Origin of the sequence: Actibacterium mucosum KCTC 23349 (assembly GCF_000647975.1) — a bacterium.
GTDB classification, from domain to species: domain Bacteria; phylum Pseudomonadota; class Alphaproteobacteria; order Rhodobacterales; family Rhodobacteraceae; genus Actibacterium; species Actibacterium mucosum.
Window position 1 is genome coordinate 218,315 of the sequence record NZ_JFKE01000005.1, and the last position, 15,029, is coordinate 233,343.

14 protein-coding genes are annotated in these 15,029 nt (G+C 62.2%); 6 read left to right on the forward strand and 8 right to left on the reverse strand.

Going from position 1 to position 15,029, the window contains the following annotated elements; translation table 11 throughout:
* Positions 1–7: 7 nt before the first annotated feature.
* The gene (locus tag ACMU_RS13005) at positions 8–625 is read right to left on the reverse strand and encodes an FMN-dependent NADH-azoreductase (protein ID WP_035260239.1); all 618 of its coding nucleotides are present in this window, start codon (positions 623–625) and stop codon (positions 8–10) included.
* Positions 626–733: 108 nt separating this feature from the next.
* Here ACMU_RS13005 and ACMU_RS13010 point away from each other — a divergent pair, with 108 nt between their 5' ends.
* Positions 734–1,312, forward strand: coding sequence for a CGNR zinc finger domain-containing protein (locus tag ACMU_RS13010; RefSeq protein WP_035260240.1), 579 nt, complete (start codon positions 734–736; stop codon positions 1,310–1,312).
* A 4-nt stretch (positions 1,313–1,316) separates the two neighbouring features.
* Here ACMU_RS13010 and ACMU_RS13015 read toward each other — a convergent pair whose 3' ends face one another.
* The gene (locus ACMU_RS13015) at positions 1,317–2,183 is read right to left on the reverse strand and encodes a branched-chain amino acid aminotransferase (protein WP_035260242.1); all 867 of its coding nucleotides are present in this window, start codon (positions 2,181–2,183) and stop codon (positions 1,317–1,319) included.
* 67 nt (positions 2,184–2,250) lie between these two features.
* Positions 2,251–2,733, reverse strand: coding sequence for a VOC family protein (locus ACMU_RS13020; RefSeq protein WP_035260244.1), 483 nt, complete (start codon positions 2,731–2,733; stop codon positions 2,251–2,253).
* A 180-nt stretch (positions 2,734–2,913) separates the two neighbouring features.
* Here ACMU_RS13020 and yghU point away from each other — a divergent pair, with 180 nt between their 5' ends.
* Together yghU and ACMU_RS13030 are read left to right on the forward strand one after the other, a co-directional pair.
* Entirely contained in the window at positions 2,914–3,780 is an 867-nt protein-coding gene (yghU, locus tag ACMU_RS13025; RefSeq protein WP_035260641.1) for a glutathione-dependent disulfide-bond oxidoreductase, read from the forward strand.
* 251 nt (positions 3,781–4,031) lie between these two features.
* Complete coding sequence (locus ACMU_RS13030; RefSeq protein WP_051588329.1) at positions 4,032–5,090, forward strand: aspartate-semialdehyde dehydrogenase; 1,059 nt, start codon at positions 4,032–4,034, stop codon at positions 5,088–5,090.
* A gap of 50 nt (positions 5,091–5,140) precedes the next feature.
* Here the strand turns inward: ACMU_RS13030 and ACMU_RS13035 are convergent, their stop codons facing one another.
* Positions 5,141–5,671 (reverse strand): carbonic anhydrase, encoded by a 531-nt coding sequence (locus ACMU_RS13035; protein WP_051588330.1) that lies wholly within the window; start codon positions 5,669–5,671, stop codon positions 5,141–5,143.
* Between the two features lie 146 nt (positions 5,672–5,817).
* Positions 5,818–6,834: a tryptophan--tRNA ligase gene (gene trpS, locus ACMU_RS13040; RefSeq protein ID WP_035260245.1), complete on the reverse strand. Its 1,017-nt coding sequence runs from the start codon at positions 6,832–6,834 to the stop codon at positions 5,818–5,820.
* A 77-nt stretch (positions 6,835–6,911) separates the two neighbouring features.
* Between trpS and ACMU_RS13045 the strand changes: the two genes are divergently transcribed.
* Positions 6,912–7,604 carry a rhomboid family intramembrane serine protease gene (locus tag ACMU_RS13045; protein WP_035260246.1) on the forward strand — a complete coding sequence of 231 codons (693 nt, stop codon included), beginning with the start codon at positions 6,912–6,914 and terminating at the stop codon, positions 7,602–7,604.
* Positions 7,605–7,692: 88 nt separating this feature from the next.
* Here the strand turns inward: ACMU_RS13045 and murJ are convergent, their stop codons facing one another.
* Genes murJ through ACMU_RS13060 form a run of 3 tightly spaced genes read right to left on the reverse strand, consistent with a single transcriptional unit; the run spans position 7,693 to position 13,188 of the window.
* Positions 7,693–9,234 (reverse strand): murein biosynthesis integral membrane protein MurJ, encoded by a 1,542-nt coding sequence (murJ, locus tag ACMU_RS13050; protein WP_035260249.1) that lies wholly within the window; start codon positions 9,232–9,234, stop codon positions 7,693–7,695.
* Positions 9,234–12,053: a [protein-PII] uridylyltransferase gene (locus ACMU_RS13055; RefSeq protein WP_081805528.1), complete on the reverse strand. Its 2,820-nt coding sequence runs from the start codon at positions 12,051–12,053 to the stop codon at positions 9,234–9,236. Before ACMU_RS13055 ends, murJ begins: the two co-directional genes overlap by 1 nt.
* Complete coding sequence (locus ACMU_RS13060; RefSeq protein WP_035260252.1) at positions 12,013–13,188, reverse strand: penicillin-binding protein activator; 1,176 nt, start codon at positions 13,186–13,188, stop codon at positions 12,013–12,015. The genes ACMU_RS13055 and ACMU_RS13060 overlap by 41 nt, the downstream gene beginning before the upstream one ends.
* Positions 13,189–13,286: 98 nt before the next feature.
* Here ACMU_RS13060 and rsmI point away from each other — a divergent pair, with 98 nt between their 5' ends.
* Positions 13,287–14,144: a 16S rRNA (cytidine(1402)-2'-O)-methyltransferase gene (gene rsmI, locus ACMU_RS13065; protein ID WP_035260254.1), complete on the forward strand. Its 858-nt coding sequence runs from the start codon at positions 13,287–13,289 to the stop codon at positions 14,142–14,144.
* On the forward strand, positions 14,141–14,494 hold the full coding sequence (locus tag ACMU_RS13070) for a YraN family protein (RefSeq protein WP_035260256.1): 354 nt from the start codon (positions 14,141–14,143) through the stop codon (positions 14,492–14,494). The genes rsmI and ACMU_RS13070 overlap by 4 nt, the downstream gene beginning before the upstream one ends.
* Positions 14,495–15,029 lie beyond the last annotated feature (535 nt).

Below are 15,029 nucleotides of genomic sequence, written 5' to 3' on the forward strand. Positions count from 1 at the left end.
CCCATAATCAGGCCAGTTCCAGCGCCGCAACCCGCGCTTCGTCATAGCCTTTTTGCGGGTCTTCGGTCAGCAGCGAGGGCTGATAGCGGATGGTTTCAACATCGGTCACGCCGATCAGTTCCAGCCACCACTGCAGATAGTTCGAATGGAAATCCACGCCATACTTGGTGTCGGCACCCGGGGCCCAAACGCCGCTGGAGGTGAACAGCGTGGCCCTCTTGTTTTCCAGCAGGCCGAAATACCCCTTGTCGGGGGCAAAACCGAACAGCAGGCCGGGCTGGGTGATGATGTCGATATAGTGCTTCAGACGGTACGACACGCCACCGTTCCACATCGGTGCACCGATAACGTAGTGGTCGGCCTCGATGAACCGCTTGGTGATGCGCGACACCTCGTCCCACGCGGTTTGCTTGGCCGGGTCCATCTCGCCGTCGCCGAAAAAGGTCATCTTGGCGGCCGCCGGGTCGCCGTCGAATGCGGGCAGGTTCTCGGCCCACAGGTCAAGGGTATCCACCTCCAGATTCGGGTCTTTGGCCTTGGCGGCGGCAATATAGTCACGGGCCAATGCGTTCGATTTCGACTCGGCGCCGCGAGGCGAAGCGACGAGGTGCAGGATCTTGGTCATGGTTCTCTCCAAAGTAACCGTCAAAACGTGTTTTAGAAGTTACTTGGCGAAGAGTAACTTTCAATCCTATATTTTGATGGTTGCGAGAATGTGATCAGGAATTGCCCGATGCGCCCCCCGTTTGTCCCCGTTGCCGACCACCCTGCGCTGGATTTCCTCAACACCATCGGTGCGCCGCGTGGTGAGGAATACGAGTGGCTGGCGGACGGTGCCGATTTGCTGGACGTCATGAGCGTCCTAAAACTGGCCGATCCTGCGAGCCTTTCAGCCCTTGCCACTCAGCTGGGTCCCGAGGCGATGAACAAGGCTGCCGCCGAGGCTCGCGTTCTACGCGAGGTTCTGCGGGCGTTTTTGGAACAAGACGATCCGGCACTGATCGTGCAACTGAACGCTGTGCTGCGGTCCGAGCGGTCACATTTAGCGCTTGAAAACGCAACCGAAGGTTTCACGCTTGAACGCGTTCACGATTTCGAGGCTGAGGGGGATTTGCTGGTGCCGATCGCGGCAAGTATCGCTGATCTGCTTGCGCAGACAGACCCGAACCGCCGCCGCAACTGCGACGGGCCAACCTGCACCATGTGGTTTCTGGATGTGTCCAAGAACAACAAGCGCCGCTGGTGTTCCATGTCAGTGTGCGGCAACCGTGCCAAGGCACGAGCACATCGAGCAAAGGCGAAAGAGGGCTAGGCCCTTACAGCCGCGTTGTTGCCGCCCATTCCCAATAAAGCGCACGCGCGCGTTCGGTGATCGGCCCGACGGGATAGGTCACTTCGTCAAAGGCCGTGACAGGCGTGACCTTGGACATGTTGCCGGACATAAACACCTCGTCTGCATCACGGAAATCTTCAAAGCTCAGCACGGTTTCGTGCACACTGACCCCATCCGCCCGAAGATTGGTTATGTGGCGAGCCCGCGTGATCCCAGCCAGGAAGGTGCCATTGGGAATCGGCGTATACACCGCGCCGTCTTTGACCATGAAGATATTCGCGGTTGCGGTTTCGGCCACGTTGCCCATGGCGTCAGCAACAAGCGCGTTGTCAAAGCCTTTTGCCCGCGCCTCGGTCAACATGCGCGCGTTATTCGGGTAAAGGCACCCGGCCTTGGCGTTCACCACGGCATCTTCCATTACCGGGCGGCGGAACCGGGTGGTTGTCAGGCGCGCGGTGAGTTCTGGCGGCGCCATAGGGATCACTTCCAGACACAGGGCAAAGCCCGTGCTTTCCGCTGCCGGGACAATTGCGCCGGGCCCGCTTTCAACGGCCCAATACATCGGGCGGATATAAACCGCTGCATCGTCGGGATAGGCGCGCAGACCGTCCCATGTGATCGATTCCATCTCGTCCACGCTCATCGTTGGCGTGATCATCAGTGCCTCTGCCGAACGGTTCACGCGTTCCAGATGAGGGCGCAGGTCGGGTGCAACACCGTTCACGTAGCGCGCGCCATCAAAGACCGAGGTTCCAAGCCACGTGCCGTGATCCGCTGCGCGCATAACCGGTACGTCGCCCTGATGCCAGACGCCTTCGAAATAGGTGCGGATTTGGGTGCCGGTTGCCATGGTTCGCCTCTTGCGCCGTTTTCCTTGCCACGCTAGCCGCGCCTTGGCGACGGGTCCAGACCGGATGTTATCCCTCGGCAATCAGGGCATGGATGTCCAGAGCTTCGGTTACCATCTGCAAGTTGCCATGCCTGTCGCGGGGCCACTCGGCCTCGGGTCGGTCACGGTAGAGTTCCACACCGTTGCCATCGGGGTCGCGCAGGTAAACTGCTTCGGACACACCGTGATCGGCCGCCCCGTCCAACTGCACACCGGCCTCAACGACACGGCGTACGACCTTTGCAAGATCCTGGCGCGATGGATAAAGGAACGCCACGTGGTAAAGACCGGTGTGACCGAAAGGCGCCGGTTTTCCGCCGCGGCTTTCCCACGTGTTCAGCCCGATGTGATGGTGATAGCCGTCAGCGCCCAAAAAGGCGGCACCGCGCCCCATGCGTTGCTGAACCTTGAAGCCCAACACACCAGCGTAAAACGCGACAGCACGGTCCAGTTCCGCAACGCGCAGGTGGATATGGCCGATTTTTGTTCCGGCGGGAGCGGTAAATTCCATCTTTGCACCTCTATTTGAGTCGTTTCGTTGATATTTGGGGGCGCGGACTGCAAACACGAGGTCAACATGCGAACCATATCTGTGCATGTGTGCAGATAGTGCAGGCGTGTACAATTCATTGCACCGACAAGAATGCCGCTTATGTTGGCCAGCGAAGGTTTAAAAGGAAAGCACGCAATCATGTCTGATACGTATACGCCGCCAAAGGTCTGGGAATGGGACCAGAGCAATGGCGGGCAGTTTGCCTCGACCAACCGCCCGATCGCCGGCGCCACCCATGACAAGGAACTGCCGGTGGGCGAACATGCCTATCAGCTGTATTCGCTGGCCACGCCGAACGGCGTGAAAGTCACCATCATGTTCGAAGAGCTGCTGGAAGCAGGCTTTGACACCGAATACGACGCCTGGCTGATCAATATCGGCGAAGGCGACCAGTTCGGCTCGGGCTTTGTCGACATCAACCCGAACTCCAAGATCCCCGCCCTGCTGGACAAAACCGGCGACGAACCGGTGCGCGTGTTCGAAACCGCGTCGATCCTGGTGCACCTGGCCGAGAAATATGACTTCCTGCTGCCCAAATCCGGCGCCGCGCGGACCGAGGTTATGAACTGGCTGTTCTGGCAGATGGGCAGCGCGCCTTATCTGGGCGGCGGTTTTGGCCATTTCTACGCCTACGCGCCCGAGAAATGGGAATACCCGATCAACCGCTTCGCGATGGAAACCAAGCGTCAGCTCGACGTGCTGGACCGTGCTTTGGCAGATCGTGAATTCATCGCTGGCGACAACTATTCGATTGCCGATGTCGCGATCTGGCCATGGTATGGCGTGCTGGCCCAAGGCAAACTGTACAACGCCGGCGAGTTCCTGGACGTGGAAAGCTACAAAAACGTTCAGCGTTGGACCGCTGCCATTGATGCGCGACCTGCCGTACAGCGTGGCCGCATGGTCAACCGCTCGTGGGGTGAACCGGCCGAGCAGCTGCGCGAACGCCACGGCGCGGCTGATTTCGACACCCAGACCTGGGACAAGATCGGCACCGACGAATAACCCGTTGCAATGGGGCCCCGGTTGCGGGGCCCTTTTCGCATTCGTGACTTGTGCGAAACGCGCCGCGCTGCTATTGGCCGCCGCATGATCCGTTTTATGACCACCAAGACCACCACCAAGACCACCGCCTCGGCGGGGGTTTCTGTGTGCTTGGCCTGACGAACGGTTAACCCAGAACGCCCCGCCGGAGACGGACGGGGCCGCAGTCAGAAAGGTCACCGTCCGCTCCTGAGACATCAAGGAGAGACATAATGACCGAACTTCACCCCATTGCCCCCGCCCCCCGCGCGCTGCCCGCTGCACCCGTGATTGCCATCGTTGGCGCCACCGGCGCCGTGGGCGTTGAACTGCTGGGCAGTCTTGCGCGCCGCAACTTCCCGCTGTCGCAATTGCGCCTGCTGGCCTCGAAACGCTCCGCCGGGCGCGAGATGCGCTTTCGCGGAGGCACGCTGATTGTCGAAGAACTGACCGAGAACAGCTTTGACGGCGTCGACATCGCGCTGTTTTCGGCCGGCGCCACGATCTCGCGCCGTTTCGCGCCCATCGCGGCGGCCGCCGGCGCCCGCGTGGTCGACAATTCCTCGGCCTTCCGCATGGACCCCGCCGTGCCGCTGGTGGTGCCCGAGGTGAACGCCGACACCATGCAGGGCGACGAAGCCATCATCGCCAACCCCAATTGCGTCGCCGCCATCGCCGGTGTGGCGCTGGCCCCGCTGCACCGCGCCTTTCCGATCCGACGGTTGCAGATGGCCACCTATCAGGCCGCCAGCGGCGCCGGGGCAGAGGCGATGCAGGAACTGCGCGACGGCACCGCGGCCGAGCTGCGCGGCGAAGCGTTTGAACCCAAGGTGATGCCGCACCCCTATGCGTTCAACATCTTCAGCCACAACGCCGATATCGACCCCCAGACCGGCTATAACGGCGAGGAAAGCAAAGTCATCGCCGAGCTGCGCCGCATTTTTGATCTGCCGCAGCTGCCGGTGGGCGTCACATGCATCCGCGTGCCGATCCTGCGCGCCCATGGCATGGCGATCAGCATTGAATTCGATCAGGTGGTTGACCCGCAGGTCGCGCGCGACCTGCTTTCCGACGCGCCGGGTCTGCGACTGGTCGATGACTGGGCGGGTAATCACTTTCCCATGCCGTCCGAGGCAACGGGGCAGGAGGACGTGCTGGTGGGCCGCATCCGTACCGATCTGGGCGATCCTTCGGGCCGCACCCTGACACTGTTCGTGGTGGGCGACCAGTTGCTGAAAGGCGCGGCGCAAAACGCGGTGCAGATCGCCGAAAGCCTTTTGCCGGCACATTAAGGTCACATGAAGGTCACGTGGGGCGGTCCAAGACCGCCCCGCTGTTTTGCTTAGGCGTCCAGGCGCGCCGGGCCTTCGACCTGCCGCAATTTGCCTGATTCGACGTGGTACATATGGGCCGAGGCGGTGATGTATTTCGGCACGCGCGGGTCCTTGCGCAACCGCTCCAGGTCGCGGCGCAGGTCTTCGTCGTGATCGGTGATCGCAATCTCGGACACATCCACACCGGTCTTGGCCAGCAATCCCTCGCGGAAGTCGGGCTTGGCAAACAGCTCGGCCCCGCAATCGCTGTGCTGGATGACCAACAGCTCAAACGGCGGCTCGTCCTTGCCGGAGGCCAGCTGCGCCAGATGGCCCAGCGCGGCCAGGTCGTCGATCACCGAATCGGTGACGCGGCCGCCGGTATTGCGGATCACCACCGCATCGCCCAGCCCGACCCCAAGCACATGCGCCGGGTCAACGCGCGGGTCCAGGCATGTCAGGATCGCCGCCCCCATCTTGGGAAAGGGCGGCAAATCGTCGGCTTTGAAGGTTTCGGCGAATTCTGCGTTGCGTTTGTAAACTTCTGTCGTGGCTGTCATCGGACCCTCCGTGGTTTGTGACACGGGTAGGATTTGATCATTAACTTTAAAAAATCAAGTAAGCGATTTAAAAAATAAACTTACGAGGCCGGACACAAAAAAAACCGCGCCCGAAAGCGCGGCTTTGTCGTGGTGATCGGCGGCGGCTACCGGCCCACCATCCCCACGATCTCATAGGTTTTGGCCAGGATCGGGTCGGCGATGGCGCGGGCCCGGTCGGCGCCTTCGGCCAGAACCCGGTCAATCTCGGCCGGGTCATCCATCATCCGCGCCATTTCTTCGGAGATCGGCGCCAGTTTCGACACCGCCAGGTCCGCCAGCGCCGGTTTGAACTGGCCCCAGCCAGCGCCCGCGTATTCGGTGACAACCTCGGCCGGTGTGACATCCGACAGAGCGGCATAAATGTCGACCAGGTTGCGCGCCTCGGGGCGCTCGGCCAGCCCGTCATAGGTCTCGGGCAGGGGTTCGGGATCGGTGCGGGCCTTTTTGAACTTCTTGGCGATGGTGTCGGCGTCATCGGTCATGTTGATGCGCTCCATATCGCTTTGGCCCGATTTCGACATCTTCTTGGTGCCGTCGCGCAGGTTCATCACCCGCGTGGCGGGGCCGTCGATCACCGGGTCGGGCTGCGGGAAGAAATCCACCTTGTAGTCATGGTTGAACTTGGCCGCGATATCTCGGGTCAGCTCTACATGCTGTTTCTGGTCCTCGCCCACCGGCACCTGCGTGGCGTGATAAAGCAGAATGTCAGCCGCCATCAGCGACGGATAGGCGTAAAGGCCCAGCGACTGCTTTTCAGCGTTCTTGCCGGCCTTTTCCTTGAACTGGGTCATCCGGTTCATCCAGCCGACGCGCGCGACGCAATTGAAGATCCAGCCCAGTTCGGCATGGGCGGAAACCTGGCTTTGGTTGAAAAGGATCGACTGCGACGGGTCCAGCCCCGAGGCCAGGTAACCGGCGGCCACTTCGCGGGTGGCGTTACGCAGGTCATCGGGGTCTTGCCAGACGGTGATCGCGTGCAGGTCCACCACGCAATAGATGGTTTCCATGCTGCCTTGGGTGGCGACAAATTTCTTGATTGCGCCAAGATAGTTGCCAAGGGTCAGGCCGCCCGAGGGCTTGATGCCTGAAAACACGCGCGGGGTGTGCACCGTGTCGGCCATTTTGCGTTCTCCGTCTGGAAATTCCTGCCCGGCTCGCTTACCCAAGGGCGCAAAGCCCGTCAACCGGAGGCCGGTAAATGAGTGATGCGCCGCACAACAATGCATTCAACCCGCTGCCCACGATTTTGTGGGTGCTGGCCCTTCCCGCAATTGCGGTCGAGGTTGTTCTGAGCCTTGCGAAGACTCCATTTATAACGGCACCGGGTGCCGATGCGTGGCGTGGGCAGGTTTTGCAGGACTATGCGTTCTTTGCGCAGGCGCAACAGTGGATGTTTGAAAACGGGCAATTCCCGGCGGAATTGATGATCCGGTATGTGAGCTATCCGTTCATACACCCGGCCCCGTTGTCGACCGTGTTTTCTTTGGTGTTTCTCTTGGCGCTGGGCAACATGGTGGCTCGGATTTTCGCGGTTTGGGCGGTGGTGGTGATTTACCTGACCGCGGCGATATTTGGGGCCTTTGTGTTCGGAGTTCTGGTGACCGAGGGCGGCATGCTGGCCGGTGGGTTTCCTGCAAGCTATGGGTTGATTGGGGCGTATACGTTCATTTTGTGGGTGAATCTTGCGGCGACGGGTGGGCAACAGAGCCAGGCCTTTACACTGATTGCGTTCCTGATGGGACTACAGCTGCTTTTTGGGATCATGTTCGATAGTACGCCAGACTGGATCGCGGACCTCGCCGGGTTCGTGGCAGGGTTCGGATTGTCATTTCTGGTCTGTCCGGGCGGGTTCCGCAATGCGGTGGCCATGATCCGGCGCCGCGGTAAGTAACCAAAATGCGCGCCTGCGGCGCAGGTTTTTTGTCTCGCACTGCGCCTTCGGCTGCGTGCTCGGGCGGGTGTTCGTTGCCCGGTAGGGATTAACCGCGGCGGAGCGAGGCTTTGAGTTCTGACAGGTGGAATGCGCCAAGAGCTTGGCCGATCACTGCGTAGCTGCCCATGCCGACAGCCACCAACAAGGCCAGCGCGGCATAACGGACGGTTGCCATTACAAGCAGCGGCTCCAGCAGAGAATGCGCCGCGACTAAAATGACAGCCATGAACAGGCTGGCCAGCAGGGCTTTGCCCGCGCGCGACCAGAATCGGGTGTCGAGTCGGGCGGCGTCACCCATGTCGCGGGATCCACGCCACAGCAGGGCTACGGTGGCCCAGCCTGCCAGGGTGGTGCCCAGGGCAGCGGCAAGGTAGCCGATGACGGGCGCAAGTCCCACGGCAAGCGCTGCGTTCACGGCCATGGCCACCAACGCGTAGTAGAAGGGGCGGCGGGTATCCTCGCGGGCGAAATAGAGTGGTTGCAGCACCTTCTGAATCACAAAGGCGGGCAGGCCGAGGCCATAGATCGCCACGGCCAGTGCGGTTGCGGCGGTATCTTGCGCAGTGAATGCACCGCGTTGGAACAGTGTGCCGATCAGCGGGCCGGGAATGGCAACCAACGCAGCGGCGGCGGGCAAGGTCAGGATCAGGGTGATTTCGCCAGCGCGGCTGAGGGCGTTCTGGCTGCCAACAGTGTCTTCGGCCTGCAGGCGGCGGCTGAGATCGGGCAGAAGGACCACTCCAATGGCGATGCCGACCACGCCAAGCGGCAGCTGGTACAGCCGGTCGGCATAGTTCAGCCAAGCAATTGCACCGTCAAAGAAGCTGGCCACTTGACGACCAACCAGCAGGTTCACCTGCACCACGCCGCCTGCCAATGCCGCCGGGGCTGCAATGATGGCAAGGCGTTTCAGTTCGGGCGTCATGCGGGGCATTCGCGGGCGCAGGCGATACCCGGCACGCGCCGCCGCGGTCCAGACCAGCATCAATTGGGCAAGCCCAGCCAGCGGTACGGTCCAAGCCAGTGTATCACCGATAGGCCAGCCGGACAGATGGCCCAAACCCATTGCCCCGATAAAGAGCACGTTCAGCAGCACCGGCGCCGCGGCTGCCGCGGTGAACCGACCCAGCGCATTCAAAACACCAGATAACAACGCTGCCAGCGAAATGAAGAGGATGTAAACGAACCCGATCCTGGCGAAGTAGGTGGCCAGATCCAGCCGTGCGTCACCGGCAAAGCCACCGGCCATGGCCAGCACCAGCCAAGGCATGAAAAGCTGTGCCAGTAGAGTGAAGACGATCAGTAGGCCCGCCAATCCGGCAAAGGCATCGCGGGCGAAGTCATGCGCACCCTCACCGGCCTCCAGCTTTTTCGAAAACATCGGAACGAAGGCCATGTTGAACGCGCCCTCGGCAAAGAAGCGGCGGAACATATTGGGCAGCGAGAACGCGATCAGGAACGCCTCGGCGACCGGCCCGGCGCCAAGGAACGCGGCGATCAGGATATCACGCACGAACCCCAAGACACGACTGAGCAGCGTCCAGCTTCCGACGGTCAGAAACCCAGATCCCAGCCGGATCGCCCGCATCAGGCCTGCGCCCGTTCTGCACCGCGTTCAATGGCGCGGCGCAGCTTTTCTTCCAACGCCTTCTGGCGGTTGTCGGCGTGCAGTTTCAGCCCGAACATGTCTTTGACATAGAAGGTATCAACGACCTGCGCGCCGTAGGTCGCGATCACGGCCGAAGCGATATACATGTTGCTTGCCGCCAGTGTGCGGGTCAGGTCAAACAGCAGGCCGGGGCGGTCGCGGGTATCCACCTCGATGATCGTGTAAATCTCGGACCCTTCGTTGTCGAAGGTGATTTGGGTTGGGAATTTGAAGCCGCGTTCGCGTTTCGGCAGCTTGTCCTTGTCGGCAAATTTCTGGCGTGCGATGACTTCGCCCTTCAACGTGCCCTCGATCATCTTGCGCAGCCGCGGCAGGCGGCCCGCGTCATAGGGGGCACCGTCGCCATCCTGCACCCAGAACGCGGCGGTGGCATAGCCGTCTTTCGAGGTATAGGTGCGCGCATCCACGATATTGGCGCCAACCAGCGCCAAAGCCCCCGCCAACCGTGAGAAGATACCGGGGTGATCGGCCAGCGCGAACAGCACTTGTGTGGCGTCGCGGTCGGGGTCCGGGGTCAGGTTAATGCGAATCTCGTTGTCCGAAATGCCGTGCAAAAGCTTGGCCAGCTCTGCGTGGCTTTCGGTGGGCAGACCTTGCCAGTAGGGAGGGTAGTGGCGCGTGGTCTCGCGGCGCAGGTCGGTTTTGTCCCAATCGGACAGGGCCTTGCGAAGGGCGGCTTTGGCCTCGGACATACGGGCCTCGCGGTTGACCGCCTCCATGCCGTTTTCCAGAACCGCGGCGGTTTCGGAATAAAGCGTACGCAGCAGCTGCGCCTTCCAGTTGTTCCACGTGCCCGGCCCAACCCCGCGAATGTCGCAGACCGTCAGCACCGTCAACAAGTCCAACCGCGCGATGGATTTCACTTGTTTGGCGAAATCCCGAACCGTGCGCGGATCGGAAATATCGCGCTTTTGCGCCACGTCGGACATCAGCAGGTGGTTGCGGATCAGCCATTCGACGGTTTCACAATCCTCAGCCTTCAGGCCCAGACGTGGGGCAACCTTGCGCGCGATGCGGGCGCCGAGGATCGAGTGATCTTCTTCGCGTCCCTTGCCGATATCGTGCAGCAGCAGCGCCACGTACAGAACCTTGCGGTTCACGCCCGCCTTCAGGATGCGGCTGGCCACGGGCAGGCTTTCACGCAGTTCCTCGCGCTCGATCTGCGCCAGAACCGAGATCGTCTGAATCGTGTGCTCATCCACCGTGTAATGGTGGTACATGTTGAACTGCATCATCGCCAGGATCGGCTCGAACTCGGGCACAAAGGCGGCCAGCACGCCCAGCTCGTTCATCCGGCGCAGGGCGCGTTCGGGATTGCCGTGTTTCAACATCAGGTCAAGGAAGATGCGCTGCGCGTCCTTGTTGGCGCGCAGATCGTCGTCGATCAGGTGCAGATTGGCCTTGATGAACCGCATCGCGTTAGGATGCAGCAGCGTGCCGGTGCGCAGCGCCTCTTCAAAGATGCGCAGGATGTTGACGGGGTCATCCAGAAACGTTGCCTCGTTTTCAACATCCAGCCGGTTCTGTTCGATCTTATAGCCGGCCTTGGCGCGCTTGCGGCGGCGAAAGAGGCGCGTCAGGCGGGGTTCCTGTTTGACATGGCTTGCTTCCAGCGCGGTCAAGAAAATCCGTGTCAGCTCGCCCACATGGGTGGCGTGGCGAAAGTAATCCTGCATGAAGTGTTCAACGGCGCGTCGCCCACCCTTGTCGACATAGCCCATGCGCGCGGCCACCTCGACCTGGCGGTCAAAGGTCAACTGGTCCAGCGCCCGGCCCGCGATCAGGTGCAGATGGCACCGCACCGCCCACAGAAAGTTCTCGGCCGCATCAAACTCGGCAATCTCGTCCTGGGTAAAGGCGTCCAGCTTGACCAGATCGGCCACCGTGTCGACGCCATGAACGTATTTGGCAATCCAGAACAGCGATTGCAGGTCGCGCAGGCCGCCTTTGCCCTCTTTCACGTTGGGCTCAACCATATAGCGCTGGCCGCCCTGCTTGGTGTGGCGCTCGGCCCGTTCGGTCAGCTTGGCCTCGATGAAGTCGCGGGCGGTGTTGCTGAACAGTTCGTTTTGCAGCCGGTCATGCAGTTCGTCGTAAAGGGGTGCATAGCCGCCAAGATAGCGCAGTTCCAGCATCGCGGTGCGGATCGTGTAGTCCTCGCGGCCCAGCCGCAGACAGTCGCGCACGGTGCGGCTGGCATGGCCGACCTTCAGCTTCAGATCCCACAGCATGTATAACATGGATTCGATCACGCTCTCGGCCCAGGCGGTGATCTTGTAGGGCGTCAAAAACAGCAAATCGACGTCCGAATGCGGCGCCATTTCCGCCCGGCCATAGCCGCCCACACCCAACAATGCCAGCTTTTCACCTTCGGTGGGCGAGGGGCAGGGATGCAGGTATTGCGTGGCCACATGATGGGCCCCCAGCACAAGGCAATCGGTCAGATAGGCATAGGCCCGCACCGCCCGGCGCGAGGCAAACGGTTGCGCGGTGATGGCGGCATCGATGGTCGCCGTCCCGGTCTTGCGGGCGTCCCGCAGCAAGGCAACGGTGGCGCTGCGCATCTTGGACCGGTCAGAGGTGTCGGCCAAGGCGTCACCGACGGCCTGCAAGAAAGCGCCGCCGTCGAAAATCTCGGCGGCGGGGCAAATCAGGCCGTCAGGTGCGTTCTTGAATGGATGGGCGGGGTGGGCCGGATCAGCTGCCGGCGCCACCAAAACTTCTTGGGGCAGGGTCAATAACAATTACCTGGTTTTCTTTGATTTCAGCCACGGCAAGGCCGCGCTCGTTTGTTCCGTCGGCGCGCAGACGGAACACGCCGCTGACACCGGCAAAGCCGGACGGTTGCGTCAGGCCAACCGTGGTCAGGGCGTTAGAGTTGCCCTGTTTGATCAGCGCACCGATCGCAGCAATTCCGTCATATGCAAGGCCCGAGATCGGGTGCGGCGCCTGACCGAAGGCCGCTTGGAAGCGGGCAGCGTAGGCATTGCCCAGCTGCGGGTCGGGCAGTGCAAACCAGCCACCTTGTACCCCGGGAAGTGCCAGCGTTGTGGCAGGAATGTCCCAGCGGGTCAGTCCCATGAACTGGAACTGCGGCGCGGAAATCCGGTTCTCGGGCAGCAACTGCGTGACCAGCGGCAGCGCGCCGGCGGTGTCCGCGGTAAAGAACAGCGAATTTGCGCCCGAATCGCGCGCCGTTGATGCAATCTCAGGGATCGCCTGAACGATGCCGTTTTGTGAGAACTCATAGGTGACCTCGCCAACAACGGCGGTCCCTGCGGCGGCTGCGGCACTGCGGATCGCGCTTGCACCGGCCTGACCGGCAACGTTGCCGTCGCTGACAATCATGACAGAGCCGCGCCCGCGTGCATTGGCAAAGCTCAGCAGCCGTTTGGCGGTGTTCTGGAAGGTCGGACCAAGGACAAACACGTTGCCGCCGGCAATCTCGGTGTTGTTCGAGAAGCTCAGGACGTTCACGTTCCGGCTGGCAACGGCCACGCCGGCAGCGTTGGCGTTTTGTGCGTAGACGGGGCCAAGAATGATCTTGGCGCCTTCGTCCACGGCCTGTTTTGCAACGCTGGCCGCAATTTCGGGGTTGCCGGCGGTGTTGTAGACGCGCAGGTCAATTTTGACGCCGTCCAGATCGGACACGGCCAGACGCGCGGCGTTTTCAAGGTTTTGTGCCAGAACGTCATCGGCTGCCTCGCCTGAACCGCCCGGCACCAAAAGGGCCACCTGCACCTCGGCATTGGGATTGATCGAACGTCCGGTCTGACCCGTGGTGGCCGGCACACAGGCCGCAAGGCCCAGCATCGAAACCGCCATTGTCATACCATACATCGCCTTGCGAACAGGCCGGAAAACGGCAAACATAAGATCTCTCCATCACTGGCGGGCGACATGCCCGGCACGCGGCGCGACACTACGCCGAACCGGGGGGCAAGTAAACGACCCAGAGGGGCCATTTCGCCGTGAAGATTGAAACAGGCACGCTTTCGCCGGGGCTCTATTTTGTCGCTACACCCATCGGCGCGGCGCGCGACATCACGCTCAGGGCGCTGGATGTATTGGCCTCGGCCGATGTGCTGGTGGCCGAAGATACGCGCACCCTGAAACACCTGCTGCGCCTGCACGGTATCACGCTGGGCGACCGGCCGGTGCTGGCCTATCACGACCATTCCGGGCCCGAGACGCGCGACCGGATCGTCGCCCGCATCGCCGAAGGCCGGGCCGTGGCCTATGCGTCCGAGGCGGGTACCCCCCTGGTGGCCGACCCGGGCTATCAGTTGGGCCGGGCGGCCATCGACGCGGGCCTGCCGGTGACCACCGCGCCCGGCCCGTCGGCCGCCATCGCGGCGCTAACCGTGTCGGGCCTGCCGTCGGATCGGTTCCTATTCGCGGGCTTTGCGCCCAATGCCGGCGGTCCCCGGCGCAAATGGCTGCGCGATCTGGCTGGCACGGATGCTACGCAGATCGTCTATGAATCGCCCCGCCGCCTGGCCGCCTTTCTGGCCGATCTGGCCACCACGCATGGCGCCGACCGCCCGGTCGTGATCTGCCGCGAACTGACCAAGAAATTCGAAGAAGTGCGCCGGGGCACTGCCGGGAATCTGGCCACGGCGCTGAAGGATCAGCCGGTCAAGGGCGAGGTTGTGGTGCTGATCGCCCGAGCCGAGGCGCAGGTGGCGGATGAGGATACGATCGATGCGGCTTTGGACGCCGCCCTTGAACGTCTGTCTGTCAAGGACGCCGCGGCCGAGGTTGCCGCTGCCCTGAACCTGCCCCGCCGGCAGGTCTATCAGGCCGCCCTGACGCGGGCGAAGAAATGACCGGCAAGACCAGCTATCTGAACGGCCACGCCGCCGAAGACATCGTGGCGCGCCACTACGCGGCGCGTGGTTACGCCCTGTTGGCCCGCCGCTGGCGCGGGCAGGCGGGCGAGATCGACCTGATCGTCGCCGACGGTGACGGGCTGATCTTTGTCGAGGTCAAAGCCGCCCGCGACCACGCCACAGCCGCCGCCAAACTGCGCCCCGCGCAGATGCAGCGTCTGTTGCAGGCAGGCGCCGAGTTTGCCGGCACACAGCCCCGCGGCCAGTTGACGCCAATGCGGTTCGATGCCGCCCTGGTGGATCGCAGCGGCACCGTCGAAATCCTCGAAAACGCCTTCTCGGCCTAGCCGCGGCACCTCCAGCCGGTTAACAGCGCCGAAGGCGCCCGGCTGTTCCATTGGCAACAGGTGTTTCTGAAGGAAACACCGAGTGCACCAGACCGCCTCAGAGGGCTGGCCATTTTGCACGCGTCACCCACGGCATGTCTGTCGAAGGCATGTTGCCACCATTGACCTCTTCGGTGCCTGCGTCCCGTCGCCACCCCGCGGTCTTTGCCACCAAGCTGTAACACCCCCAGCCGGTTAACAGCGCCGTAGGCGCCCGGCTGATCGCCAGACCGCCCGGATGGGCTGGCGATTTTGCGTGCGGCGCGCGCGACATTTCTGTTGGAGGCGTTTGGCCACCATAAAGCACTCCAAAACCAACGTCCCCTCGCCATCCCGCGGTCTTTATCGCCAGGCCGCAACGCCCGGGCCTGTTTACTGCACCATGGGCACCCGGCTTTTCGCCATGCCGCCCCCGCGATCTTCCGCGCCATTTGCCCGCACAGCCAATGTTGAAATCCCACCAACCGCTTTTCGCACCCAAACGATTGCAACCGGC

What these genes read in the sequence shown, in the direction of transcription:
- ACMU_RS13010 (WP_035260240.1), top strand. Translation starts at nt 734, where the DNA reads ATGCGCCCCCCGTTTGTCCCCGTTGCCGACCACCCTGCGCTGGATTTC.
- ACMU_RS13015 (WP_035260242.1), bottom strand. Translation starts at nt 2,183, where the DNA reads ATGGCAACCGGCACCCAAATCCGCACCTATTTCGAAGGCGTCTGGCAT.
- ACMU_RS13070 (WP_035260256.1), top strand. Translation starts at nt 14,141, where the DNA reads ATGACCGGCAAGACCAGCTATCTGAACGGCCACGCCGCCGAAGACATC.
- trpS (WP_035260245.1), bottom strand. Translation starts at nt 6,834, where the DNA reads ATGGCCGACACGGTGCACACCCCGCGCGTGTTTTCAGGCATCAAGCCC.
- ACMU_RS13020 (WP_035260244.1), bottom strand. Translation starts at nt 2,733, where the DNA reads ATGGAATTTACCGCTCCCGCCGGAACAAAAATCGGCCATATCCACCTG.
- ACMU_RS13030 (WP_051588329.1), top strand. Translation starts at nt 4,032, where the DNA reads ATGACCGAACTTCACCCCATTGCCCCCGCCCCCCGCGCGCTGCCCGCT.
- murJ (WP_035260249.1), bottom strand. Translation starts at nt 9,234, where the DNA reads ATGCGGGCGATCCGGCTGGGATCTGGGTTTCTGACCGTCGGAAGCTGG.
- ACMU_RS13005 (WP_035260239.1), bottom strand. Translation starts at nt 625, where the DNA reads ATGACCAAGATCCTGCACCTCGTCGCTTCGCCTCGCGGCGCCGAGTCG.
- yghU (WP_035260641.1), top strand. Translation starts at nt 2,914, where the DNA reads ATGTCTGATACGTATACGCCGCCAAAGGTCTGGGAATGGGACCAGAGC.
- ACMU_RS13060 (WP_035260252.1), bottom strand. Translation starts at nt 13,188, where the DNA reads ATGTTTGCCGTTTTCCGGCCTGTTCGCAAGGCGATGTATGGTATGACA.
- ACMU_RS13045 (WP_035260246.1), top strand. Translation starts at nt 6,912, where the DNA reads ATGAGTGATGCGCCGCACAACAATGCATTCAACCCGCTGCCCACGATT.
- ACMU_RS13035 (WP_051588330.1), bottom strand. Translation starts at nt 5,671, where the DNA reads ATGACAGCCACGACAGAAGTTTACAAACGCAACGCAGAATTCGCCGAA.